General features: G+C 58.1%; 25 protein-coding genes and 1 pseudogene. 16 read left to right on the top strand and 10 right to left on the bottom strand.

The genetic code is table 11. The features are described 5' to 3' along the window. Positions 1–172 precede the first annotated feature (172 nt). The 4 genes from L901_RS10830 to L901_RS10845 all read left to right on the top strand — a co-directional run bounded on the left by L901_RS10830 (position 173) and on the right by L901_RS10845 (position 5,004). On the top strand, positions 173–1,198 hold the full coding sequence (locus L901_RS10830; protein ID WP_035238465.1) for a substrate-binding domain-containing protein: 1,026 nt from the start codon (positions 173–175) through the stop codon (positions 1,196–1,198). A 229-nt stretch (positions 1,199–1,427) separates the two neighbouring features. Next, complete coding sequence (locus L901_RS10835) at positions 1,428–2,513, top strand: ABC transporter permease (RefSeq protein WP_059756474.1); 1,086 nt, start codon at positions 1,428–1,430, stop codon at positions 2,511–2,513. Next, positions 2,510–3,286 (top strand): ATP-binding cassette domain-containing protein, encoded by a 777-nt coding sequence (locus L901_RS10840; RefSeq protein ID WP_059756476.1) that lies wholly within the window; start codon positions 2,510–2,512, stop codon positions 3,284–3,286. The genes L901_RS10835 and L901_RS10840 overlap by 4 nt, the downstream gene beginning before the upstream one ends. Before the next feature lie 113 nt (positions 3,287–3,399). Beyond that, complete coding sequence (locus tag L901_RS10845) at positions 3,400–5,004, top strand: FGGY-family carbohydrate kinase (protein ID WP_059756479.1); 1,605 nt, start codon at positions 3,400–3,402, stop codon at positions 5,002–5,004. A gap of 25 nt (positions 5,005–5,029) precedes the next feature. On the opposite strand, the gene L901_RS10850 is transcribed toward L901_RS10845, so the two are convergent. From L901_RS10850 to L901_RS10860, 3 genes are read right to left on the bottom strand one after another with little or no spacing between them, the layout of a single operon-like run. Continuing rightward, complete coding sequence (locus L901_RS10850) at positions 5,030–5,851, bottom strand: DeoR/GlpR family DNA-binding transcription regulator (protein WP_003504407.1); 822 nt, start codon at positions 5,849–5,851, stop codon at positions 5,030–5,032. A gap of 60 nt (positions 5,852–5,911) precedes the next feature. Next, positions 5,912–6,685 carry an SDR family NAD(P)-dependent oxidoreductase gene (locus tag L901_RS10855; RefSeq protein ID WP_059756481.1) on the bottom strand — a complete coding sequence of 258 codons (774 nt, stop codon included), beginning with the start codon at positions 6,683–6,685 and terminating at the stop codon, positions 5,912–5,914. Between the two features lie 11 nt (positions 6,686–6,696). Continuing rightward, positions 6,697–7,965, bottom strand: coding sequence for an ADP-dependent glucokinase/phosphofructokinase (locus L901_RS10860; protein ID WP_059756484.1), 1,269 nt, complete (start codon positions 7,963–7,965; stop codon positions 6,697–6,699). A gap of 108 nt (positions 7,966–8,073) precedes the next feature. Between L901_RS10860 and L901_RS10865 the strand changes: the two genes are divergently transcribed. The 8 genes from L901_RS10865 to L901_RS10895 all read left to right on the top strand — a co-directional run bounded on the left by L901_RS10865 (position 8,074) and on the right by L901_RS10895 (position 14,705). After that, on the top strand, positions 8,074–8,268 hold the full coding sequence (locus L901_RS10865; RefSeq protein WP_059756486.1) for a hypothetical protein: 195 nt from the start codon (positions 8,074–8,076) through the stop codon (positions 8,266–8,268). A 194-nt stretch (positions 8,269–8,462) separates the two neighbouring features. After that, complete coding sequence (locus tag L901_RS10870) at positions 8,463–9,479, top strand: hypothetical protein (protein ID WP_059756488.1); 1,017 nt, start codon at positions 8,463–8,465, stop codon at positions 9,477–9,479. 116 nt (positions 9,480–9,595) lie between these two features. Next, a complete protein-coding gene (locus L901_RS10875; protein ID WP_059756491.1) occupies positions 9,596–10,882 on the top strand; it encodes an ABC transporter substrate-binding protein in 1,287 nt (428 codons plus the stop codon). A gap of 217 nt (positions 10,883–11,099) precedes the next feature. Beyond that, positions 11,100–11,966 (top strand): carbohydrate ABC transporter permease, encoded by an 867-nt coding sequence (locus L901_RS10880; protein ID WP_059756494.1) that lies wholly within the window; start codon positions 11,100–11,102, stop codon positions 11,964–11,966. Then, positions 11,963–12,616: a carbohydrate ABC transporter permease gene (locus L901_RS10885; protein WP_245289640.1), complete on the top strand. Its 654-nt coding sequence runs from the start codon at positions 11,963–11,965 to the stop codon at positions 12,614–12,616. Before L901_RS10880 ends, L901_RS10885 begins: the two co-directional genes overlap by 4 nt. 11 nt (positions 12,617–12,627) lie before the next feature. Continuing rightward, complete coding sequence (locus tag L901_RS27690; protein ID WP_245289641.1) at positions 12,628–12,795, top strand: hypothetical protein; 168 nt, start codon at positions 12,628–12,630, stop codon at positions 12,793–12,795. A gap of 4 nt (positions 12,796–12,799) precedes the next feature. Beyond that, positions 12,800–13,924, top strand: coding sequence for an ABC transporter ATP-binding protein (locus tag L901_RS10890; protein ID WP_059756497.1), 1,125 nt, complete (start codon positions 12,800–12,802; stop codon positions 13,922–13,924). A gap of 52 nt (positions 13,925–13,976) precedes the next feature. Next, on the top strand, positions 13,977–14,705 hold the full coding sequence (locus L901_RS10895) for an SDR family oxidoreductase (protein WP_059756500.1): 729 nt from the start codon (positions 13,977–13,979) through the stop codon (positions 14,703–14,705). A 53-nt stretch (positions 14,706–14,758) separates the two neighbouring features. Here L901_RS10895 and L901_RS27695 read toward each other — a convergent pair. From L901_RS27695 to L901_RS10905, 3 genes and pseudogenes are all read right to left on the bottom strand, one after another. Continuing rightward, positions 14,759–14,941, bottom strand: a pseudogene (locus L901_RS27695) (hypothetical protein); the annotation flags it as partial. A gap of 3 nt (positions 14,942–14,944) precedes the next feature. Beyond that, positions 14,945–15,349 carry a hypothetical protein gene (locus L901_RS10900; RefSeq protein ID WP_059756503.1) on the bottom strand — a complete coding sequence of 135 codons (405 nt, stop codon included), beginning with the start codon at positions 15,347–15,349 and terminating at the stop codon, positions 14,945–14,947. A gap of 44 nt (positions 15,350–15,393) precedes the next feature. Continuing rightward, positions 15,394–15,612: a hypothetical protein gene (locus tag L901_RS10905; protein ID WP_003521599.1), complete on the bottom strand. Its 219-nt coding sequence runs from the start codon at positions 15,610–15,612 to the stop codon at positions 15,394–15,396. Between the two features lie 180 nt (positions 15,613–15,792). Here L901_RS10905 and L901_RS10910 point away from each other — a divergent pair, with 180 nt between their 5' ends. Together L901_RS10910 and L901_RS10915 are read left to right on the top strand one after the other, a co-directional pair. Further along, positions 15,793–16,134 carry a helix-turn-helix transcriptional regulator gene (locus L901_RS10910; protein ID WP_059756505.1) on the top strand — a complete coding sequence of 114 codons (342 nt, stop codon included), beginning with the start codon at positions 15,793–15,795 and terminating at the stop codon, positions 16,132–16,134. Next, positions 16,131–17,054 (top strand): SRPBCC family protein, encoded by a 924-nt coding sequence (locus tag L901_RS10915; RefSeq protein ID WP_059756508.1) that lies wholly within the window; start codon positions 16,131–16,133, stop codon positions 17,052–17,054. The genes L901_RS10910 and L901_RS10915 overlap by 4 nt, the downstream gene beginning before the upstream one ends. Before the next feature lie 64 nt (positions 17,055–17,118). Here L901_RS10915 and L901_RS27020 read toward each other — a convergent pair whose 3' ends face one another. After that, positions 17,119–17,481, bottom strand: coding sequence for a hypothetical protein (locus L901_RS27020; RefSeq protein ID WP_147401496.1), 363 nt, complete (start codon positions 17,479–17,481; stop codon positions 17,119–17,121). A 191-nt stretch (positions 17,482–17,672) separates the two neighbouring features. On the opposite strand from L901_RS27020, the gene L901_RS10920 reads away from it, so the two are divergent. Together L901_RS10920 and L901_RS26240 are read left to right on the top strand one after the other, a co-directional pair. Beyond that, positions 17,673–17,924, top strand: a complete 252-nt coding sequence (locus L901_RS10920; RefSeq protein WP_059756511.1) for a hypothetical protein — start codon at positions 17,673–17,675, stop codon at positions 17,922–17,924. A gap of 2 nt (positions 17,925–17,926) precedes the next feature. Next, positions 17,927–18,289, top strand: a complete 363-nt coding sequence (locus L901_RS26240; RefSeq protein WP_082710587.1) for a type II toxin-antitoxin system RelE/ParE family toxin — start codon at positions 17,927–17,929, stop codon at positions 18,287–18,289. A gap of 107 nt (positions 18,290–18,396) precedes the next feature. On the opposite strand, the gene L901_RS10930 is transcribed toward L901_RS26240, so the two are convergent. The 3 genes from L901_RS10930 to L901_RS27025 form a co-directional block, all read right to left on the bottom strand. Continuing rightward, positions 18,397–18,729 carry a hypothetical protein gene (locus L901_RS10930; protein ID WP_147401498.1) on the bottom strand — a complete coding sequence of 111 codons (333 nt, stop codon included), beginning with the start codon at positions 18,727–18,729 and terminating at the stop codon, positions 18,397–18,399. Positions 18,730–18,859: 130 nt separating this feature from the next. Continuing rightward, complete coding sequence (locus L901_RS10935; RefSeq protein ID WP_059756520.1) at positions 18,860–20,389, bottom strand: LA2681 family HEPN domain-containing protein; 1,530 nt, start codon at positions 20,387–20,389, stop codon at positions 18,860–18,862. A gap of 319 nt (positions 20,390–20,708) precedes the next feature. Further along, entirely contained in the window at positions 20,709–21,227 is a 519-nt protein-coding gene (locus tag L901_RS27025; RefSeq protein WP_147401500.1) for a hypothetical protein, read from the bottom strand. Between the last annotated feature and the right edge of the window lie 1,173 nt (positions 21,228–22,400).

Consider the following 22,400-nt stretch of genomic DNA (forward strand, 5'->3'; position numbering starts at 1 on the left):
TATAAAAAAATACAAAATGGTAATTAGATAATGTTGACAGTATGCATAATTGCGGTCAGTAATAATCGCGCCAAGACGGATTACGTCCTCCGGATGGGAGGGAGCGCTTGGTAATCTGGGAGGATTTCAAATGAAGTTTTTTGAGAAACCCGCTTCTGCGGGCAGTTTTGCCATGTCCGGACGTCTCGGCGCCGCAGCGCTCGCTCTGGGGGTAAGTCTTGCTTTCATTCCCTTGAATGCGCAGGCTGAAGACATCCTTATCGGCGTCATCACCAAAACCGAAGCCAATCCGTTCTTTGCCAAGATCCGCGAAGGCGCGACCTTGAAGGCCAAGGAACTGGGTGGCGTGAAAATCCAGAGTTTCGCCGGCAAGTTCGACGGTGACAATGAAAGTCAGGTGGCTGCCGTCGAAAACCTGATCTCTGCCGGTGCAAAGGGTATTCTGATGGTGGCGAGCGACACCAAGGCGGTGGTGCCGGTGGTGGAGCAGGCCCGCAAGGCGGGTATCCTCGTCATCGCGCTCGATACGCCGCTCGAACCTGCCGATGCCGCCGATGCGACCTTTGCGACCGACAATTTCAAGGCGGGTGAACTGATCGGTTCCTGGGCCGCCAAAACGGTGGGCGATGCTTCCAAGGCCAAGGTCGCCTTTATCGATGCGCTTGAAAACCAGCCGACGGTGGATGTCGCTCGCGATCAGGGCTTCATGAAAGGTTTCGGTATCGATCCCAAGGACGTGACGCGTTATCTTGATGAGGACGATGCGCGCATCGTCGGCCACCAATGGGGGCAGGGATCGGAAGAGGGCGGCCGCACGGGCATGGAAACGCTTCTCCAGAAAGACAGCGATCTGAATGTGGTCTACACCATCAACGAACCGACCGCCGCCGGCGCTTATGAAGCGTTGAAGGCGACCGGCAAGCAGGACTCCGTCATAATCACCTCTGTGGACGGTGGTTGCCCCGGCGTTAAAAACGTGAAGGCGGGCGTCATCGGCGCAACGTCGATGCAATATCCGCTCAAGATGGCGTCGCTTGGGGTCGAGGCGATCGTCGAATATGTGAAGTCCGGCAAGAAGCCTGAGGCCAGCCCCGGCCTGCCGTTCTTCAACACCGGCGTCACGCTCGTCACCGACAAGCCGGTTGCCGGCGTTGACTCGATCACTTCCGATGAAGCGCTGAAGGCCTGCTGGGGCTGACTGGCCTTTGACGCCCCGTCCTCTCTAAGTGCGGGGTGTCACTCCTGGCCAGGTCAGTTTCCGAATAAACACCGTCTGGCCACGCTTTTGAAAATTTGCCGTAACAGAACGCCGCACTTCCCTGCTGATGTGAAAAGGCGCTCCAACGTGTTTAATCCGTGCATCGCATTTTCCGGCTGCCGATCCCGTATCCGGGTTGAAGCCGCAGACCTGCGAAGGGTATATCTCGATGACTGAACCCAGCAAACATGCTTCGACTGGTCCGGCAGGCTTTGAGGCCGGTTCGATAGCAAAAGAAACATCTCATGCCGTGTTCGAAGATCAGGACACGAGCCCGCTTCGCAGGCTGCAACGTTTCCTGCACGGCAATCCAACCGTGGTGCCGTTCATTGTTCTTGCAGCTAGCGTCGGGGTGTTTTCCATCATCGTCGGCTCACGGTTCTTTCAGCCTTTCAATCTTTCGCTCATCCTTCAGCAGGTCACCATCATCGGCATTATCGGCATCGCCCAGACGCTGGTGATCCTGACGGCGGGCATCGACCTGTCCGTCGGCGCCATCATGGTATTGACCTCGACGCTTATGGGCCGCCTTGCCATTACAGCCGGGTTGCCACCGGAACTCGCCTTCCTTATCGGGCTCGGCGGCGGGCTGGGTTGCGGCCTCATCAACGGGTTTCTCATAACCTATATGCGTCTTCCGCCTTTCATCGTCACCCTCGGGAGCTGGAGCGTCTTCGGGGCGCTGAACCTCTGGTATTCCGGCAGCCAGACCATCCGTAGCCAGGAAGTCGCGGAGGTCGCGCCGATCCTGCAATGGATGGGGGCGGCAATCCAGTTCGGCGGCGCGCGCATTACGCTCGGAACCGTGCTGATGCTCGCTCTCGCAGCTCTTGCCTGGTATGTGCTCAACCGCACCGCCTTCGGCCGCCATGTCTATGCGACCGGGGACGACCCGGATGCGGCGACGCTTGCGGGCATCGATACGCGTCGCGTGCTGCTGGCGGTCTATGCCTGCGCGGGTCTCATCTCCGCCATCGGCGCCTGGGCGTTGATCGGCCGGGTCGGCGCAATCAGCCCGACCTCCGGATCGACTGCCAATCTGGATTCGATTACCGCGACGGTGATCGGCGGAACATCGCTGTTCGGCGGGCGCGGCACCATCATTGGCACCCTGATCGGCGCGCTGATCGTGGGGGTCTTTAGAAACGGCCTTGCGCTCGCGGGCCTCGATGCGCTGTGGCAGGAATTCGCGGTCGGCATTCTGATCGTGGCGGCCGTCGGCGTCGACCAGTGGCTCCGGAGGGTTTCGGCATGACAGGCGAACTTGCGCTCGAAGGTCGCGGCCTGACCAAACGATACGGCAATGTCGTTGCCCTCAACGGTGCGGATTTCGAATTGCGCCGCGGCGAAATTCTCGCCGTGATCGGTGACAACGGCGCCGGAAAATCCACCCTCATCAAGGCGCTTGCCGGTGCAGTGATACCCGACAGCGGCGAAATCCGGCTGGAAGGCAAACGTGTCGATTTCAGAACGCCGATGGATGCGCGCTCCGCCGGCATCGAAACCGTATTTCAGAACCTTGCCCTTTCGCCGGCGCTGTCCATCGCCGACAATCTCTTCCTCGGGCGTGAAATGCGTGTGTCCGGCATCGGCGGATCGGTCTTTCGCCTGCTGGACCGCCCTCGCATGGCGACCGAAGCGCGGCGGCACCTGTCGAGCCTCGGTCTGATGACGGTGCAGGACATTCACCAGAGCGTCGAAACGCTGTCCGGCGGGCAGCGGCAGGGCATTGCCGTCGCCCGTGCCTGCGCGTTCGGTGGGCGCGTCGTCATTCTCGATGAGCCGACCGCAGCTCTCGGGGTCAAGGAATCCCGCAAGGTTCTCGACATGATCCTTAGCATTCGCGACAAGGGCCTGTCGATCGTGCTTATCAGCCACAATATGCCGCATGTGTTTGAAATCGCCGACCGTATCCACATCCACAGGCTCGGCAGGCGGGCGGCCGTCGTCAATCCGGGAGACGTCACCATGTCGGATGCCGTTGCGATCATGACCGGCGCGATGGCTGCTGCCAGCCCGATAATGTGAAGATTGGCAACGTGAAGAACGGCAGTGTTTCAGTCCCACCCAATTGCGAGATCCCATGCCCCTGAATGATGCCCACACCATATTTGTCAGCAGTTTTCGGGGGGCGTGAGATCATGACCGATACCTATATGATCGGTATGGATTTCGGCTCGGAATCGGCGCGCGGCATTCTCGTCAATGCCCGCACCGGCGCGCAGGAAGGCCACCATGTCCATCCGTATCGCAACGGCATTCTGACGCATTCGCTGCGCGGTCGAAGCCTGCCCGCCAATTTCGTCCTTCAGGTCGCAGACGACTACACGGAAGCCGCCGAGATCATTCTGTCGGCGCTCGGCAAGGGCCGCAACGTTGCGGGAATAGGTATCGATTTCACCGCGTCTTCCCCCATGCCCGCACGCGCCGACGGCACGGCGCTTTCGGTGCTTTATCCGGATGAGCCGCATGCCTATGTGAAGCTCTGGAAACATTCGGCACAGGCTCATGCGGATGCGATCAATGCTTTGGGCGGCGATTACCTTGGAAACTTCGGCGGGAAGCTCTCCGGCGAATGGATGCTTGCCAAGGCGGCGCAAATGCGCGCTGAAGCACCCGCTTTGTGGGCCGAAACCGGGCGCTTCATCGAGGCGGGAGACTGGCTGGTCTGGCAGTTGACCGGCAAGGAGGCGCGAAGCCTCGACTTCGCCTCCTACAAGGCGCAGTTCTCCCGGGAAACCGGCTATCCGCAAGACGTGGTGCCGGGGCTTGCGGACCGTCTTTCGAAACCGCTTCAGGTCGGTAGTCCGGCCGGTTCCCTGACGCCGGAGTGGCGTCGCCGCACCGGAATTACAGGTGATGCCGTCGTTGCGGTTTCGGTTATCGACAGCCATGTCGTGCTGCCTGCGGTCGGCGCTGTCGGGCCCGGTGTTTTTGTCGGCGCGCTCGGGACCTCTGCCGGTTTTCTCATTCTGGACGGCGAGGGACGCGGCCTGCCGCCGGGGCTAGAAGGGGCGGCCTTCGGTGCCGCCCTGCCGGATTTGTGGTGTTACGAGGCGGGGCAGGCGGCGTTCGGCGACATGCTGGCCTGGTATGTGAAGACTTTCCCGCGCGATGACGACCTTTCGCGCAACTTCGCCCTACACAATGAGGCGGCGCAGGCGGTCAGTCCGGGCGCGGGCGGTGTTCTGGCGCTCGACTGGTTTGCGGGAAACCGCATTCCGCTGGCCGACTCCATGCTGTCGGGATTGCTGGTGGGCCTCAGCCTGAAATCGACCTCGGCCGGAATCTACCGGGCGCTGATCGAGGCGCTCTGTTTCGGCACGCGATCCATTCTGGACATGGCGATAGCGGGCGGCGTGCCGATCAGCCGTATTGTGATGACGAGCGGTCTGGCCCGCAGCAATCCGTTTCTGGTGCAGACGATGGCGGATGTGTTCGGACGCATGATCGAGGTTCCGGACGTGGAGAACCCGACGGCGCTCGGCGCGGCAATCCATGCGGCGGTGGCGTCCGGGATCGTTGGCTCTTTCGCCGAGGGTGCGGAAAGGCTCGGTGCGCGCAGCCTTCGCGAATTTGCGCCGAACCTGCACCATTTCGAAAAATACGAGACGCTTTATGCCGAATATCGCCGACTTGCGGCGGACGAGGAGCTTCGGCGGGCCATGCGCTCGCTTCATCTGTTTGCCGCACGTCAAAATGCACATTCGCAACCGCAATCGCCGAACGCCGAGGCGGCACAGTGAATTTGGCGATGGAAATCGCGGTTCGTCAGGTCAATGGCGCGGGGGCTGCGGGCGAAACCAGCGTCACCTTGCACTCCGTCGCTTTGAGCGAGGTCATCGCATCCTGCGAAATGCCGTTATCGGTGATGACCTCGTCTATCTGCGAAATATCCGAAAGCGTGCAGAAACCGGGCGCGGCGAATTTCGAGCTGTCGACCAGAAGCACGGTCCTGCGGGCCGCGGCGATCATGGCGCGCTTGAGCGAAGCCACTTCCAGCGAGGTTTCCGTCAGCAGCGTGCCGGTAACGGCCGAAGCCCCCGTCATGCAGATATCGGCGTGCAGCGTTTTGATGAAGCTTTCTCCCGGCTCGCCAGCAAGATGGCGATGCCCCGGCCGCACCGTGCCGCCCGGCAGGATGGTGCGCCAGGATTTGATGTCGGCGGCGAAATCGGCGATCTGCAGGCTGTTGGTCACCACCGTCAACGGAAGGTCGCGTTCGGCAGCGGCCCGCACCGCCTCCATCACTGTCGAGGAGCTGTCGAAGATGACGCTGTCGCCGGCACTCAGCCGCTCTGCTGCCTCGCGGCCGATAGCAACCTTTTCCGCGTGCTGAAGCGCGGCATTGACCGTCATCTCCCGTTCGAAGGTCGCACGCATCGGCTGCAGCAAATGCGCGCCGCCGTGGGTGCGCTCGAGATAGCCTTTTTCCACCAGATGCTCGAGATCACGCCGCACGGTCGATTGCGATCCGCCGATCGTATCCGCGAGCTCCTGAATGCCCGCCGCGCCATTGATGCGCAGGTGCTCCAGAATGAGCGCCCGTCTCTTGGCGGGAACCATATCAACACGCTTGCTCGAAGACTCCATGCAATCACCCGGTTTTCGGCCCGCAAAAACGCGCCGATTCTCTCCAATGTCCGTCAAGCTCTACCAAATCGTGTATCCGCAATCCACTGCAACGATTGTGCCCGTCATGGCGCTGGCGGCGTCCGAAGCCAGAAACAGAATGGGCGCGGCGATCTCATCGGGCCTTGCAACGCGCTTCATCGGCGTCATCTCCATCCACACCGGCATCAGGGTTTCATCTGAAAAGCCGCCGCGCGACATGACGGTGTCGACATAGGTGGGCGCAACGCAATTGACCCGAACGCCGCGCTCAGCCCATTCGCCCGCGAGGCACCGCGTCATGTGGTGAACGGCGGCCTTGGCTGTGTTGTAATGCACCTGCCGCTGCGGCTTGTTGGAAATCAGTCCGGACATCGAACCGAGGGTGACGATGGAGCCGTGTCCGCGCGCCAGCATCGGCCGGGCGAATTCACGGCATGACCAGTAAGCGCCGTTGAGATCGACATCCACCACCTTCAGCCAGACCTCGTCGCTCATATCTTCGCCCGGCGTGTCCGGCCAGGCGATGCCGGCATTGGCAATCAGGATATCGACGGCGCCGAAGCGGCCGTTGGCGGCCCGCGCGGCCTCGGCGACGGCTTTCGCATCCGTTACATCCAGCTGCATGGCATCCGCCGCATGGCCTTGTGCCTTCAGTTCCGAGAGGCCCGCCTCCAGCACTTCGGCATTCATGTCGGAAATGATGACATGCGCGCCTGCTTCCGCCAGCGCTTGCGCCGTCGCGAGGCCGATGCCGCGCCCGCCGCCGGTGATGAAGGCGGTTTTTCCATCCAGACGAAATCGTTCGAGAAACATCGTATCTTCCTTCAGGCCTGTTTGAGGGCGGCGGGGGCGGTCGCGACGCCGGGATTTCCGAGAACGAGAAGGCACCCGGCCGTGAAACTGTCGCCGAGGCCAAGCGTGGTGGCGGGCTTTTCAACATAGGGCGAAGCGCAGGCAACAAAGGTCCAGCGGCCTTTCCGCACGCGATTGTCGAAGGGTAACGCGTGGAACTGCGCCAGCGCATCTGTACGGATCGCGTTTGCCGGTTCCCCATTGGCGGCCCGGGCGCTGGCAATGGCGCATCCGGCCATCAGCGCCAGTTCCTCCTCGTCGGGGTCGTTGCGTGTCACAGCGGCTGCCCATGTGTCGGCATGCACGCAGACGCGGTCGATATCCAGCCGGTCTCCGAGAGCGATCAGCGCCTCCATCGGATGTTGGGCTGTGCCATCCATCGCCAGGAGTTCCGAATGGCTCATGCCGAGTGAACTGATTGCACCTGTCGCGTGATCGAGGAGCTCGCTTACGGCGTCCTGCGAAGCATAACCGGCAAGCTCGAAATGCACCGTCTTCAAGCCCGCATCCATCCAGTCGCGGCTGAGCGTAAAGACATGGCGGGCGGCGGCGCCGACATTTTCCGCGGCCTCGTCGTTGAGGCCGGACAGAAGGCCGGCAGCGGCGGTGGAGGCGCGCTTTCGTGATACCGCCTCAAATGCCGCATCATGCTGGATACCGCGATCACAGAAACGCACGATGATGCGTGTCGAACGATTGGGCGTGAGCGCACCGATAGGTTTGCCCGCGGTGAATTCGAAGATGAATATTTCAGGGATATGCCGTTCTGTCGGCGTCACTTCCGCCGCTGTTTTCAGCGCATTGCCCTCGGCCAATAAAACGCCCGGTGGGATCTGGCGAAGCTGTTGCTCATGGCGATCCTCCAGCGCCACAAGAGAGGCGACGCCGAGCCGCGAAAGCACCCAGGCGGCCTGCGGACCGGTGCCGCCCAGCGCGTAGCGAACATCCAGATGATCGCGCAGCCATTGCGGGCCGTCCAGCCAGTCGGCGCGTACTTCACCGCCGATACCCTTTGCGGCGCGCGCCAGCAACATGGCCGCGAATTGACCGGCCGGCGTTTCGGCTGGGGCATCGAGAAGCGGCTGCATATTGTGCATGTCGACCCGTGCATCGACACAGGTGGACATGCCGCACAAGAACAGCCCCGCCCGCGAAAGCGCCGATGTTCCAATCGGGCCGGAGCGCGGATCGGCGAGCGCGACATAACGCTCCCCCCAGTCGCCTGTAAAAACGTCACCCATAGCCGAGTATCTCCTCCTCACGCGGCAATGATGTCAATTGCTACCATTATCTCTCAAATCGTCAACGTGATTTTGTGCTGAAAATGCTATTTTGCCAGAATTTGCGCAATGCAGCGCATTTTTAAAGCGGCGCAGCACATGTTTTGCGCATGCGAACGTCTTTGGTGGCATATTGACCGCTGGTTTGCCAAAAATAAAGACATTTCAAGCGTGTGGGCTGACGCCCATTGTGGCGCTGATGTTTTGTTGATGTGGCACGAAAAGACGCTGGAAGACGTTTGGACGAGCAATTTAAAATGTTGATTTATTTTTATAAAAATCGAATTCCGGAAAATTTTAATCCCATCCTTCGGTCAAGAATATGGGGTAAGCCGCCTTCCCTTAGAGAGAAAAAGATAGCTATTGACAGATTATGAGAAGTGGCCGTTTATGAATGCAAGTCTGCGGTCGCAATCGAAGCACTGGCAGCCGAACTCCAACATTCATTGAGGGCTACGATGGTCACGAGACTCGACAGAAAACTGGCGAATATTCGCGCAGGGCGTTACAAACCGACTGATTTTATCATTGCCGATGCGAAGGACAGCGATGTCGGCGCGGGTGTCTCCGCCACCGGTTTCGATTATTCCGTCAAGCCGCCCCGCCGTCGCACCCGGCAGGAATTCATCGCCCAGATCGAGGAGATCATCGACCAGGACGTGGTCGACATCATGCTGGTGTCGCAGTCCAATCTCGATCTGCTGGACGAGCGCGGCGCGTTTTCCGGCAGTGAGGTGAAGCCGGCCATTCGCGGCAATCTCGAAAGCATGTGCTGGGGTGGCGTGCGGCATGGCACCTATACACAGTCGCCATCCGTGCCTTTCCGCGATACGGGCCTTGCCCGCGCCATCGCCAACTACCCGACCTCGGGCACCGATCTCTGCCTTTATTCGGTGTGCTTCACCAACGATCTCGAACGCGACATATGCACGCTGAAAGCTTTCGCCGAGTTCCGCGCCGAAGCGTCGAAGCACAATTTCAAATATTTCTATGAGGTCTTCAACCCGAATGTCGATATCGGCCTGACGCGCGAACAGACCGGCGAGTTTGTCAATGACCACATCATCAAGTCACTGGCGAGCGTGCCGCGTGCCGAGCGACCGCTGTTTCTCAAGATGCCCTATAACGGGCCGAAGGCGCTGGAGGAACTCGCCTCGTTCGATTCCGAGCTGATCGTCGGCGTTCTTGGCGGCGGAGCGGGCACCACCCGCGATACGTTCGAGCTGGTGGCGCAGTCGGAGCGTTACGGTGCGCGGCTCGCTCTGTTCGGGCGCAAGATCAATCTGGCTGAAGCTCCGCTCAATCTGATCGTGCTGATGCGTGCGGTTGCCGACGGCGCCCTGAAGCCGGAAGAGGCGGTTCGCGCCTATCACGGCGAGTTGCAGACACTGGGGCTTTCCCCGGTACGCCCGCTCGCGGACGACCGCGTCATTACCGAGGATGTGCTGAAAGCGGCGGCGGCCAAGGCGGCCTGATAGCTGCCGGGATTTCGAGTGAACGCGGCTCTGGGGAGGGCCGCGGCAAAATCGGGCGGCAGGTCCGCCGGCGTCTTTAAAACAATGCGTCTTTAAACAATAAAGGGAGGAATATGATGAGGAAGACGTTGTTTCTTGCAACGACAGTTCTGACTGCCGTTCTGTCCGCTGCTGTCGCGAGTGCTGCGCAGAAAGAAGTGACCGTATGGTCATGGTTCGTGCAAAGCACCATGAAGAAGTCGATCGCGGCCTTCGAGAAGGCCCATCCAGACGTGAAGGTGAACTATACCTATTACAATTATTCGCCGGAATATATCACGGCGCTGAAGGCGGCGGCGGCATCCGGGAGTTTGCCTGACATCATCGGCCTGCAGCCGGGGTCCCTCACACAGCAATATCGCGATAATCTCGAGCCCGTAAACGACCGCGCCGCCAAACAATGGGGTGCAACATGGGAGGAGAAGATTTTCCCCGTCAACCGCAAACAGATGTTGATGGGCAATCCCGCCGGCGACAAGAATTTCTACATCATTCCCCAGGAATCGCAGGTTCTGTGCATCTGGTATAACCGCAAGCTCTTCGAAAAACACAATATCGCTGTGCCGAAAACCTATGCGGAACTGAAGGCTGCCGCCAAGACGCTGAGCGATAACGGCCTCATCCCGATGTTTCAGGGTGCTGCGGACGGCTGGCAGAACGAAAACGTCTTCCTGATGCTCGCCAACCAGTTTTCCCCCGGCATCGTCGACAAGGCGCAGGCGGGTGAAACGCCGTGGACCGCGCCGGAGCTGGTGGCCGCCATGAAGGCGTGGAAGGGCCTCTTCGATGACGGCATCTTCCAGCAGGGTGCGCTTGGCGCGCATGCCTATCCGACCGGCGCGCAGCTCTTCGCACAGGGCAAGGTGGGCATGATGGCGCTTGGCTCCTGGTGGATGCAGGAAAGCAAGTTCCCGCCGCCGCTCTCCGAATATGTACAGAACATGGACGGGTTCGACTTCTTCTACATGCCGCCCGTCAAGGAGGGTAACAAGGCAAGCCCGCCGGTCGGCGGCATCGATATCGGTTACGGCCTGACGAAAAATGGTGGCAAAAATGACGCCGCATGGACTTTCCTTGCCGAACTGACCAACGGTGTCGGTTTGCAGGAGGCGCTGAACGACCTGAACGATCTGCCGGCCTTCGAAGGCCATACGCCGAAGGGCGATATTACCGACCACGTCAAGCAATTGTCGGCGCGGTTCATGGCAGATCTGCCCAAGGCTGAAAACCAGCGCTTTTCTTCGCCGGCCGTGGCCGAGGCGCTGGACAACGCTCTGGCGGGCGTAGCCGCCGGCAGCATCGAAGCCGAGGCTGCGCTGGCCAAGGTGGACGAGGCGACCAAAAAAGCGCTCGCGTCCAAGTGACAGGCGGCCTCAAGATGCCGGGCGCTGCCAAATGCGCCCGGCGGGTTGAAGCGCATCGACCACGACAAGACCTCCCTGGTGCGCTTCAACACCTTTCGACGCCGTTTCGTTTGATGGCGGTGTGATTATCAATCGGTGAGAACCCATGCGTGCAGAAGTTTTAAGGGCCGGTACTACGCCTGTTATCATTGAACGCAGCAGAGTTTCGAGGACGTCCATGCTTTATGTCTTCGCCCTTCCTGCCGTTCTGCTGTTTGTCGTTTTCATTGCCTATCCAATCCTTTGGGTGACGGGACAGAGCTTCTATGCGGCTTCCGGCGAGGCACCCAGCTTTGCGGGGTTTTCGAACTACGCCACGGTTCTTGGTGACCCCACCTTCTGGATTGTCGTGCGCAACATGGCGCTCTGGGGTGTCATCACCATTCCGGTTCAGATGCTGGTGGGCGGGGTGCTCGCCTGGTTCATTGAACGGCACACGGACCGGCTGCGCGGTTTCTTTCGCACCATGTTCTTCCTGCCCGTCGTCACCTCCGTTTCGGTGGTCAGCCTTGTCTGGGTGCAGATTTACGCGCCCTATTACGGCATAGCGCAGGAATATCTGAAATATGCCGGTATCGTCATGTCGACCTCGCCGATCGGCGATCCCAAAACGGCGATCTATGCCCTCATTGTCGTCAACATCTGGCAATGGACCGGGTTTTCCATGCTGATGTATATCGCCGGCATCGCCAACATGCCGTCTGAAGTGCTGGATGCGGCGCGCATCGATGGCGCGAAGGGTTTGAAACTCGCCGCCCATGTCGTGGTTCCCATGCTGGCGCCCGCCACGAAATCGTTGCTGCTTCTCGGTGTCATCGGCACGCTTCAGACCTTTCCCATCGTGCATCTGATGACCGGCGGCGGCCCGAACCGGGCAAGCGAGGTTTTCGGCACCTTCATCTTCAAGCAGAGCTTTGTGCTGGGCGATACCGGCAGCGGTGCGGCGCTTTCCGTGATCGTTCTTGTTGTGGCGCTTGGCCTCTCGCTGCTGCAGATCGCAGCACTCGGCGCACGGCTGACGCCCGCCGGAAAGGATCGGTCATGACGGCTTTTGTCCGCAACCGCGCACGCGGCATTCTCATTCATGCGGTGCTGTTCATCGTGCTCGGCATCTGGATGGTCCCGCAGGTCTATATGCTGTCCGTGGGTCTGAGAACGCCGGCCCAGGCTTTCGACGCGGCGCTCTTCACATGGCCGGTGACCTTCGACAATTTCATCACCGTCATCCGCGACAATCCGCTCGGTGGCATCTTTCTGAACAGCCTGATCGTCACTGTCGCGACGGTGGTGATCGTGGTCGCCGTATCCTCGCTTTTTGCCTTCTCCATCGCCATCCTTCGGCTCAAAGGCACGCTGTTTCTCTACACCACGCTTCTGACCACGCTGATGGTGCCGCTCGCCTCGATGGTGTTGCCGCTTGCCATTCTCCTGAAGAATTTTGGCTGGGTGAACACCTATATCGGCCTCATACTGCCCTATGCCGCCCTCGGCGTGCCCTTCGCCATGGTCATTCTGAAATCCTTCATGGAAGACGCGCCGCGTGAACTGTTCGAGGCGGCCAAGGTGGATGGTTGCAACGCCTGGCAGACCTACTGGCATGTGGCGCTGCCGCTGGTGCGCCCGGCGCTGGTTTTCGTCACTATCTGGCAGTTCATCGTCACCTGGAACGAGTTTTTCCTGGCGCTATCGTGCTGACGAAAAGCGAGATGAAGACGCTCACCATCGTGCCGATGCAATATTCCGGCCTCTATATGGCCAATCCCGGCGCGCTGTTTGCGGTGCTGACGCTGATCGCGCTTCCTCTCATTCTTCTTTATGTGCTGGTGCAGCGCGCCTTCGTGCGTGGCCTGACTGCCGGCGCGGTGAAAGGCTAGACCCATGGCGACGCTTTCGATCGATAAAATCACCAAGGCCTTCGGCAGCCTGACGGTCATTCCCGAATTGTCGCTGACCATAGAGGATGGCGAATTCTGCGTGCTGGTCGGTCCTTCCGGTTGCGGAAAATCGACGCTGCTGCGCATCATCGCCGGGCTGGAGCCGATCAGTTCGGGCCGCGTGCTGGTGGATGGCGCCGATATGAGCGATGCCGAGCCGCCGGAACGCGGCGTGGCCATGGTTTTCCAGTCCTATGCGCTTTATCCGCATATGAATGTTGCCCGCAATATCGGCTTCGGGCTGGAAATCGCCCGGACGCCCACATCCGAAATCGGCGAGCGGGTGGACCGCGCGGCCGGCAAACTCAAGCTTTCGAACTATCTGAAACGCAAGCCGCGCGAACTGTCCGGCGGTCAGCGCCAGCGTGTCGCCATCGGCCGGGCGATGACGCGCAAGCCGAAGCTTTTCCTGCTCGATGAACCGCTTTCCAATCTCGATGCGGCACTGCGTGTCGGCATGCGGGTGGAGATCGCACGGCTGAAGGCGGAACTCGGCTGCACGATGATCTATGTCACGCACGACCAGGTGGAAGCGATGACGCTGGCCGACAAGATCGTCGTCATGAATGGCGGCCGCATCGAGCAGATCGGCTCGCCGCTTGCGCTCTACAAGCGTCCCGCCAATCTTTTCGTCGCGGGTTTCATCGGCTCGCCCGCCATGAACCTTCTGAAAGCACGCGTCATCGCCCTCGCAGAAGGCATCGCCACCGTGTCTCTCGCCGCCGGCCCCTCCCTCGATATTGCTGTTTCGAGGCCGCTTGAGCCCGGTGACACCGTAACCCTCGGCATCCGCCCCGAACATATTGCAATCGGCGAAGGGCAGGGCGGACAGTCCTATTCGATGAAAGCGGCGATGGTCGAACTGCTCGGCAGCGATACCTTCATCCATGTCCGCGAGGGCGAGGAAACCATCACCATAAGAGACAGTCTTGGCCGCATGGCGCGCGCGGGCGACCGGATTGCCGTGTCGTTCCCCGCCGTCGCCTGCCATCTGTTCGATGCGAACGGGCAGAGAGTGTCGCGGGATATGAACACCCCGCAGGAAACTGAAGCGGTGCGTATCAATTGAAACGTTGTGAAGGGTGCGGAATGTTCGGCGCCATGAGGGAGGAAGACGGGAAATGACGGATTTTCAGGGCAGAACGATCCTTGTAACGGGCGGCAGCGGCGGTATTGGCGGCGAAACGGTGCGCCATCTCGTGCGCGCCAATGCCGATGTCATCGCGGCAGGGCGTTCGCAGGAGGCGCTCGAGGCCATCGCGAAGGAAACCGGTTGCCGCACAGTGGCGTTCGATCTCGCCCGCGACGAGGAAATCCGCGCGGCGCTGGAGGGGCTCGATCTGTGGGGCGTCGTCAATTGCGGCGGTTTCGGCGGCGAGATCGCCACGCCGATGGACACGGATATCGCCATTTTCGACAAGGTCATCACCATCAATGCGCGCGGTGCGCTGCTGGTGACGAAATATGCCAGCCAGTCCATGGTGAGGCTCGGCAAGGGCGGCGCCATCGTCAACGTGTCCAGCCAGGCCGCCCTTGTGGCGCTGCCGGGCCATATCTCCTACGGCTCTTCCAAGGCCGCTCTCGACAATATCACCCGCTGCTCGGCACTGGAGCTCGGCCGCTACAATATCCGCGTCAACAGCGTCAATCCAACTGTCGTCATGACGCCGATTTCGTCCGGCCACTGGAGCCAGCCGCATGTGGCCGAGCCATTCCTGAAGCAGATGCCGCTCGGCCGATGGGCCAGCGAAGCGGAAATCGCCGCACCCATCGTCTTTCTGCTCAGTGACGCGGCCTCAATGATTACCGGCGTTTCGCTGCCCATCGACGGCGGTTTCACCTGCTGCTGATCGAGTAACGATGTATGGCGTCGCGACCCAGTCAGGGAAGCGTCGCCGCCACATCACGGCTCTTCGAGCCAACATGAGGCTGCGCCGATGAGTTCAGCCTCACCGAAAACACCTTCGCCAACCCAGGCCACGATCCCCTCCGGCCGCACGAAAAGCGTAAAGTCCGGCGCGCTGCGCCCCACAAGCGCATGATGCGCACCGAGATCGTAACGCAGACCGATACCCCAGACGCGCTCGACTTACACGCCCTTTATGATATTGCAGATGCCCTCGCGAATGACGTTCTTGTCGGCGATCTGTCCTGCCTGGATATTGAAAACAGCATCGATCCGCACAGCATTGCCTTTCTGCCGCGCCACCACCCGCAGCGTCTGGATTCTGCCGCTGCCGCTGGTTTCCTGATGGGCATCGATGGACGAGAGCGCCTTGTTGATCTGGATACCTGAAAAACCTTCAGCAGCGACGGCCTGTGCAAGCTTTTGAAGCACCGCGGGCGCCTTGGCTTTCGGCAGTTCCTGCCATGATTTGTAAGAAACGGCGGTCACCATCGGCACGCCGGAAACGGTGAAGTTCTTCTCGCAGGAAGCTGCGAAGGCAGGGCTTGAGACGACGATGAGGCCAAGGGCTGCGATGAGGGATTTCATTGGTATGATCCGATCGTTGTGAAGGTTTTCAACTGTTGCCCATGTCAGAACGACGACCGTTTTCCCCGGTAGGTCGAAGGTGGCGGCAGGGCTTCATGGGCTTGCGCCAGCGTTTCCAGCCATGTTGCGAGGCCATCGGGAACGGCTTCATTGCCGGCTTCCAGCGCTTCGATCCATGAGAGCTCGCATTGCAGGGCAGAGGCAATATTGATTGGCGTCCAGCGGATAACCCGCAGGCATTCGTTGAAGCGGTCTGGCGACATGATGATTTGTTATGTTCCCCGTCATTTTCCTGGCGAAGCTCACTCACATGGATGCGAGAGTCAATCATTTTCTGCAACTTTTGATGGATCGTTTCCCGCTGCATCCCTTGCCCGATAAAACTTAGTCGATCTGCTAAGTTTATGCTTGCCCCATCGCGATGAAACATGATAGTTAGCAACATGACTAAGCATCATCGGGACCTTTCACTGATCTTCCAGGCTCTGGCCGATCCGACGCGACGGGCGATTCTGGCGCGCCTCGGCGGCGGTCCGGCGCCGGTCATGGAACTGTCCGCTCCCACGGGGCTGCGTCTGCCCACGGTCATGCGGCATCTTTCCGTGCTGGAGGAGGCGGGGCTGATCGTCACGTCCAAGGATGGGCGGGTGCGCACCTGCGCCATCGTGCCGGAAGCGCTGGAGCCGGTAAGCACATGGCTCGATGAGCAACGGGCCGTGTGGGAGAGCCGGCTTGACCGGCTGGAGGCATTTGCAATGCAGGCTATGAAGGAGGATTCAGAATGACAACGAAACCGGATCAAAAAAGCGCACACGCTGAACCGCATCAGCCGCAAGACCGTTTTGCAACGCTCAGCTTCGAACGGGAGATTGCCGTTCCGCTATCGGCTCTCTGGCAGGTCTGGCTGTCACCCGCCGCCCGGGCGGTGTGGGCCTCTCCCTCGCCCTCGGTCACCGTGGAATTCCTGGAGGCGGACAGCAGGCTGGGCGGTCGCGAAGTGTCGCTCTGCAAGGTCGCGGGCCAGCCGGATATTCGCTGTGAATGCGGCTGGCTGGAGCTACAGCCAACCCGCCGCAGCGTGAATTACGAGGTGGTCTCATCGGGCGGCGTAACCCAGTCGGCAGCGCTGGTGACTGCCGATTTTCAGGCGACGGAAGAGCGTAGCCGCTTGACCGTAACGGTGCAGCTTTCCTCACTGGCCGAGGATATGCGCGATGGCTATCAACAAGGTTTCAGCGCCGGTCTCAACAATCTGGCCAGCGTGGCCGCGCGAACCATGGTGCTGGAGCGAACGATAAAGGTGCCGCGAAATATTGTCTGGAAAGCCTGGATGAATGAAAATTCGCTGCCGCAATGGTGGGGCCCTGAAGGGTTCTCCTGCCGCACGAAGAGGATTGATCTGCGCACCGGCGGGGAATGGGTCTTTGACATGATCGGCCCTGACGGCACAGTCTTCCCGAACCATCATCGTTATGTCGAGGTCCGGCCAGAAGAGAGGATCGCCTATACGCTGCTGTGGGGCGAAAACGGGCCGAAACATGCCGACGCCTGGGCCTCTTTCGAAGATCAGGATGGCGCGACGAAAGTTGTGCTGGGCATGGTGTTCAGCACGGAAGCTGAGTTCCAGCAAGCGAAGGGTTTCGGCGCCGTGGAGCTGGGGCAGCAAACGCTGGGCAAACTGGAACGCTTCGCCAAGGCGCTATAGATGCGCCGTGCCGTCAGCTCCATGTGCAGAGGTCTTGATACTGGTCTCTTGTCCAGAACGGCAATTACTTTTCAAAGCCGCTCTGCGCGTGCGAGATCGTCTTGCAGGTCCCGCCATCCTTCTGGCCAACCATGCGCTTATCACGAATGACTGAACCCTTGGCGATGTCGATCTCCCATGCCACCGAGCCTTCATTCAGGCTCGCTTTACCACCGGCAAAGGTGCCTTTCTCCATTCTCTGACTTCCGGAAGCCGGGACATAGACTCCAAATGTCCCGGCGGCTTCGTCAAGAGCGAAATTGAACACCTGAGGAGTTCCCTTCGAACTTGCGAATTCACAGCTGAGATATGTCGGCGCGGCAAGGGCCGTAGAGCCCGAAAAAAGCAGGGCAGCAGCGGCAAATCCGCTTCCTGTGATGACTTTCAAGTCTTGATCCTCATTCGTGTTTTCTCGTTATACTAGAAATATTCGCCCCGTTGGCAAAGTAAACGATATAGCGATTTAATTCCCGTGGCGCTCATGATTGGCTAGGGAGCAGGAGCAGCCGTGACATTGTGATGAATATTGACAATATATGCTACGCTTTTCATAATCGAGGAGACCGAAAGGAAAACGCCATGGCGTCAGGAAGCATTCACGTCAAAGTCAGCGGAGCATTGCAGGACCATATCCAGCAGCAGATTGGTGATGACGGTCTTTATGAGAATGCGAGCGAATATATTCGAGCGCTTATTCGGCGTGACCTGCAAACCCGCGACGAGGCATGGGATGCCTTGCAAAAGGAACTTTCTCCTGCAATGCGCGCGGATGACAGCGAGTTTGTAGCTGTCTCTGCTGATGATGTAATCGGCCGAAACAAACGTCGTTAGTTATGGCAGCTTATCGCTTTTATGCGCCTGCCGATGCTGCACAGGATAAAATCTGGCGCGACACCGTGGATACTTGGGGTGAAGCGCAGGCTGAGACCTATATACGTGGCCTGCATGCGCATTTGCAGCGCCTCTGCGACAACCATCTGCTTTGGCGGCGTCTGCCCCAAAGACTTGCCGTTCCCGGTGACGTCAAGCGTGAGGCTTATTTTAGCCGGTATGAGCACCATTACCTGTTTTTCCGAAAGCTTGATAACGGCGACCTGGGTGTGATGAGTATCCTGCATGAGCGGATGGATATGGCCGTTCGCTTGAGAGAAGATCTTACGGCGCTCGACGCCAGAGGCACTATCCAAACTCGATAAAGCGCGTGGCGTGGCCAAACGGTGTGAGCTGGCGCGTTTCCGCGATCTGCGTTGAGGCTCAATAGCGAACGTCGCGATTTAAAACCGGTGCGACGAGTTCCAGTGTACTATTTTCGCCGTACCCGTCCCAGATAGTCCAGTTTCTTCACACGGCGGGCAGGCAATCCTTGATATTCGTCTATAGAGGAGCGCCCGTGATGATCTTCTGTAGTGACTATGCAAGTCGGCTCAAGGTTTTTTGTCAAAAAGCGGACACTAAGCGTACGAAATTCGGCAACCTCGACCCCGTTCCGTTCGCAGAAGCGGGGTAACTCCTCGCTGTAGAGCTTCAGAGCCTTCATGAGCGAAGCTGAGACGCTTCCGCCCAATGTACTACCGGTGAGAAAGTCTACCTCAATGTAGCCTTCTTCGGTAGAAGCGGCCTCACCGTAGATATCCATCGAGTAGACGCCAACCATTAGCCCTACGCCGGAACCGACCGAGTCGGCTATATTGTGCCCTATTGCTGTTAGAAGTCCAAGTTTCGACACGAGAGTTAACCTTTATTCGCGCGGCGCGCTTCGCCTGCGCCTATACTTTCCACTTATCATCCCATGTGTCGAAAATCATCGGCATCGAAATTGCTTTTTCGCTTCCATTCTTCCTGAGGCTTTCCTCTCGATGAACAGCTAAGCAAAGGTAGATTATCGCGGCGCGTGCGAGTCCCATTAGCCTCAGCGCCTTTGCCTCGAAATCGTGCCTTCCGATGTGAAGTCCGACCTGTTCGGTTTCTGCATCGTCTAAATCAAGAACGGTCGCGCCCCATTGCTCATGAATCTGGCAGTATTTGTGTTCGAGATAATTGCGCAGATGCGCCAAGGCTTCCGCGTCCGGTTCCGTGGCTTCCTGAAACTCACGATCATAAAGGTCTTTGGACAGCCAGAATAAGCCCCGAAGCGGCCAATTCTCCCGATCCAGGAAAAACGGACGGAGCGGTTTTGGATTTCCTTTCTCCTCATACCAGATCGAGCGGAAGAAGACCTTATTCTCGGAAATGCCAAGTTCGAGGTAGTGGTTTAAGAAGAAAGCAATCTTATCGAACAAGGCATACGTCATTCGAAAGGCCTGTCGCGCCTTCTCGACGTTTACCCCATAGCTCGGATAGTCGAGCGTGTTTGCTAGCTTCACGCCCTTGTCGGCGAAGTGCGCTGTATTGGCTGTCATAGCCTCAAAAAGGAATAACCTTGCCGTAGTGAATTCCTGCTTAAGCTGATTGAAAAGCCCGAAGACAGCCGGTGGCAGCGCTCCCCCCTTGGCGATGGGAAAGCTGATCGATGGTAGAACCAAGCTGTCTGTTGCGGCAATCGAATATGTGCCAAGGTCATTCATGGGATTGAGAAACAGCCGCTTCTCCAAGCACCAACGACGGTAGATCATCTCTGCCCTTGAGCGGCCTAGACTGTGTTCCTCCGTCAAATTCTCATTGGCGGATGCCACATTAAGCCACTCTAAAATATATTTCGCTCGCTCAGCAAAACGAGGAACAAGCTCCGCGTTCTCCGAACTTTCGTGCACAGCATCAGGAGCTGTTCCTGCCACAAAGTTATCGTGAGCTTGCGCTGCGATGAGTTGGGAGTGTCCCGGATCGCTGACTGAGTCTGCATAGCTCTGGAGTCCCAAACCTTTGTTGAAGAGCGCCATGGAAAAGCGTCGCTCAATCGCGAGCGCTTTGTCCCAATAGTGCAGGGCTTCAACAGGGCGACCGACGGAATTGAGCTTGCTACCGAGATTAGTCAAAATTTGGCAGCGCCGGATCTGGCCGAGTTTTTTAAACCCCTTATGCCTAGCAGCCTTGCGCAATTCGAGCAGTCCGCTCTGGAGGTGCTCATTTTCCCATTGCCACGAACGCTCCAGTCCGGCTTCGTGCTGCCGATTGTTGAATGCGTTGGCTCGAAAGTAATGCAAGAGGACCGCGTCTTCATCGCGGATAATCTTGCGTGCGGCGAGCTTGTCGAGAGCCGCGAACGCCCGGTCAGTGAGTTGCGGATCGCTCCGGTCAAATCCGTCGTCGATGTACTGACCCGCCTTATCGAGTAATTTCTGGAATGTGGATTTGGCCAATAGGTCTCGCTTTTTGGAGTGAGTTTGCGTTGACCAATTTTAAGGCCAACGCTATGCGAGCTGCAATAACTTCACTCCGAATTTCAGCGCGAAGTTGCACAGACTCCATCGAAGCATGCGCTTAGTATCGGCGAGAAAAAGCTAAGTCAGCACTGTGTACACTATCGAGTACCAGCGAAAAACTCTCGGACGGCCGAGATGTAGGCGCGAGGGCGACTTGACGCAGTCGCCGGAGCGATGTCTGCTTTCGGAAAATGCGATCGCAGGCTCTGCGACCAACATGGGACCACGTTTTGCCGCTGATAGTTTTTCTTATAGATCACGTATGGTCGCGGAAATTCAGTATCGATGCGCGGACGTATTGCGGAATATTTAGGTACGCAGACCAAGCTGATTTTCCCAGATGACCTCGCAGCTTGACTTCACTGCTCAATGGATTTTCGGCGGGGTTGCCGCAATCTGGGACAATGTGGACGGCGTGGATGATTTTGTTGCAGGCTTGCTCGAAGGTAAGCGGCACCGCCCGGTTGCTGCTCAAGATGTCCGGTTGGAGAGACCCACAGCGCAAAGTAATTGGCTGGTGCCTCAGCTCTGCTGGATCAGCGCGTAAATGGCTCATGTGTTCTGCATGAATGCGATTAGCGACCGCGGTGCCAACCAGCAAATGGATAATCTCGTCTGCGAAGTGATCGTTGCGCATCAACCTAAGAGGATCGTCCGGTGCAGGTGCAAGGTCAAAAAGCTGCCCATCGCCGCTAAATACTAGAAACAAACGATATATGTCACGGATTGCAATCGCAGAATTCAGTTCGAAGTTGTTGCGCCCATAAGCAGCCAAGATTTATTACCTTTACCGTTGCGTAAGCCGCGACCGGCCCACCTGTTTGGTTTCTACGTCCGGTTTTAGCCTCTTCTAGCAGATGGGGGAACGTCTAAGATGAAGGCACAAAACCGCCGTTGGACGAGAGCATCCCTAATGACCGGTTTGGGCCGAAAGGGGACATAGTCATGCTAGCTTGTCGGTGAATCCAAAGTAAAAAAGTTACTTTGACTGGCTGCCGTGGTTGCCGCCTGCATGTTTCGACTTGAAAAGATATATTTTTTCAATGATTTAACACTTTTCTCCTTAGCTTCTTTAGCTTTGGGGAAGGATTTTTGCTTCCCCGTTCATCCCCGCCCTGTTTGCCTGATTTATATTGCTCTTGTTCCGTTATGAACCGGGAGACATTCCGGTTTTGCGCTGAGCCAGCGCCGATTGTGAGAGAAAGACGTCGCTCTCATATTTCGGGGTCTGACAGGTAATGTCCTCTGGCCGTGACCGGAGGAGAGATGGAATCTGGTTTGTGGTGGGCCTTTCTATTTCTCCGAAACGCTTGGCTGAAGGATACACTCTGACAGGCATAATCCGCTGATGCGGGGCACTGATAAGTGTCTTTATTTCTACAGGTGGCAATTTTCAGTGCCCCGTTGCAATGCCCATTGAGCTGAAAGGCTGATGGGAAAAGAGATGAAGCTCAAGACACGGTCGCAACTGCGTCGCGTGATAGGAAAGGTGTGTTCAAATGGGTCTCTATGAAATGTACGTTCTTGCAGCTCGTGCAGATACAGCCCTGATGAGGCGAAGGGTGGCGAAGATTATGAATCGTCGGCGCAAGAAGCAATATTTATACAACCAGAAGAAGAATTCGGATTTGGAAGCCGAGATAGAGAGGGGAGAGCCCCTTCGACCTGGGAGGATTCCGTAAACATATATTTATATAGATATATACGCAGAAACATATAAAATATATGCTGCGTTGAAGTGTATAGGTATATTGAGGGCGGATGAAAATCCGTGGCCAGAATCTTGCTTTTACGGCCTGCAATTTGCGGATTGCGGGACGATGACGTGTAAATATATGATTTTGTGTTGAAATTACTGATATAGCTGGAGAATGATTATGCGCGAGAACTATATGAGTGAGATGGAATTGATTGGAGCGGAGATCAGATTTGAGCGACGATCGATCAT

Origin of the sequence: Agrobacterium sp. D14 (assembly GCF_001526505.1) — a bacterium.
Lineage (GTDB): Bacteria > Pseudomonadota > Alphaproteobacteria > Rhizobiales > Rhizobiaceae > Agrobacterium > Agrobacterium leguminum.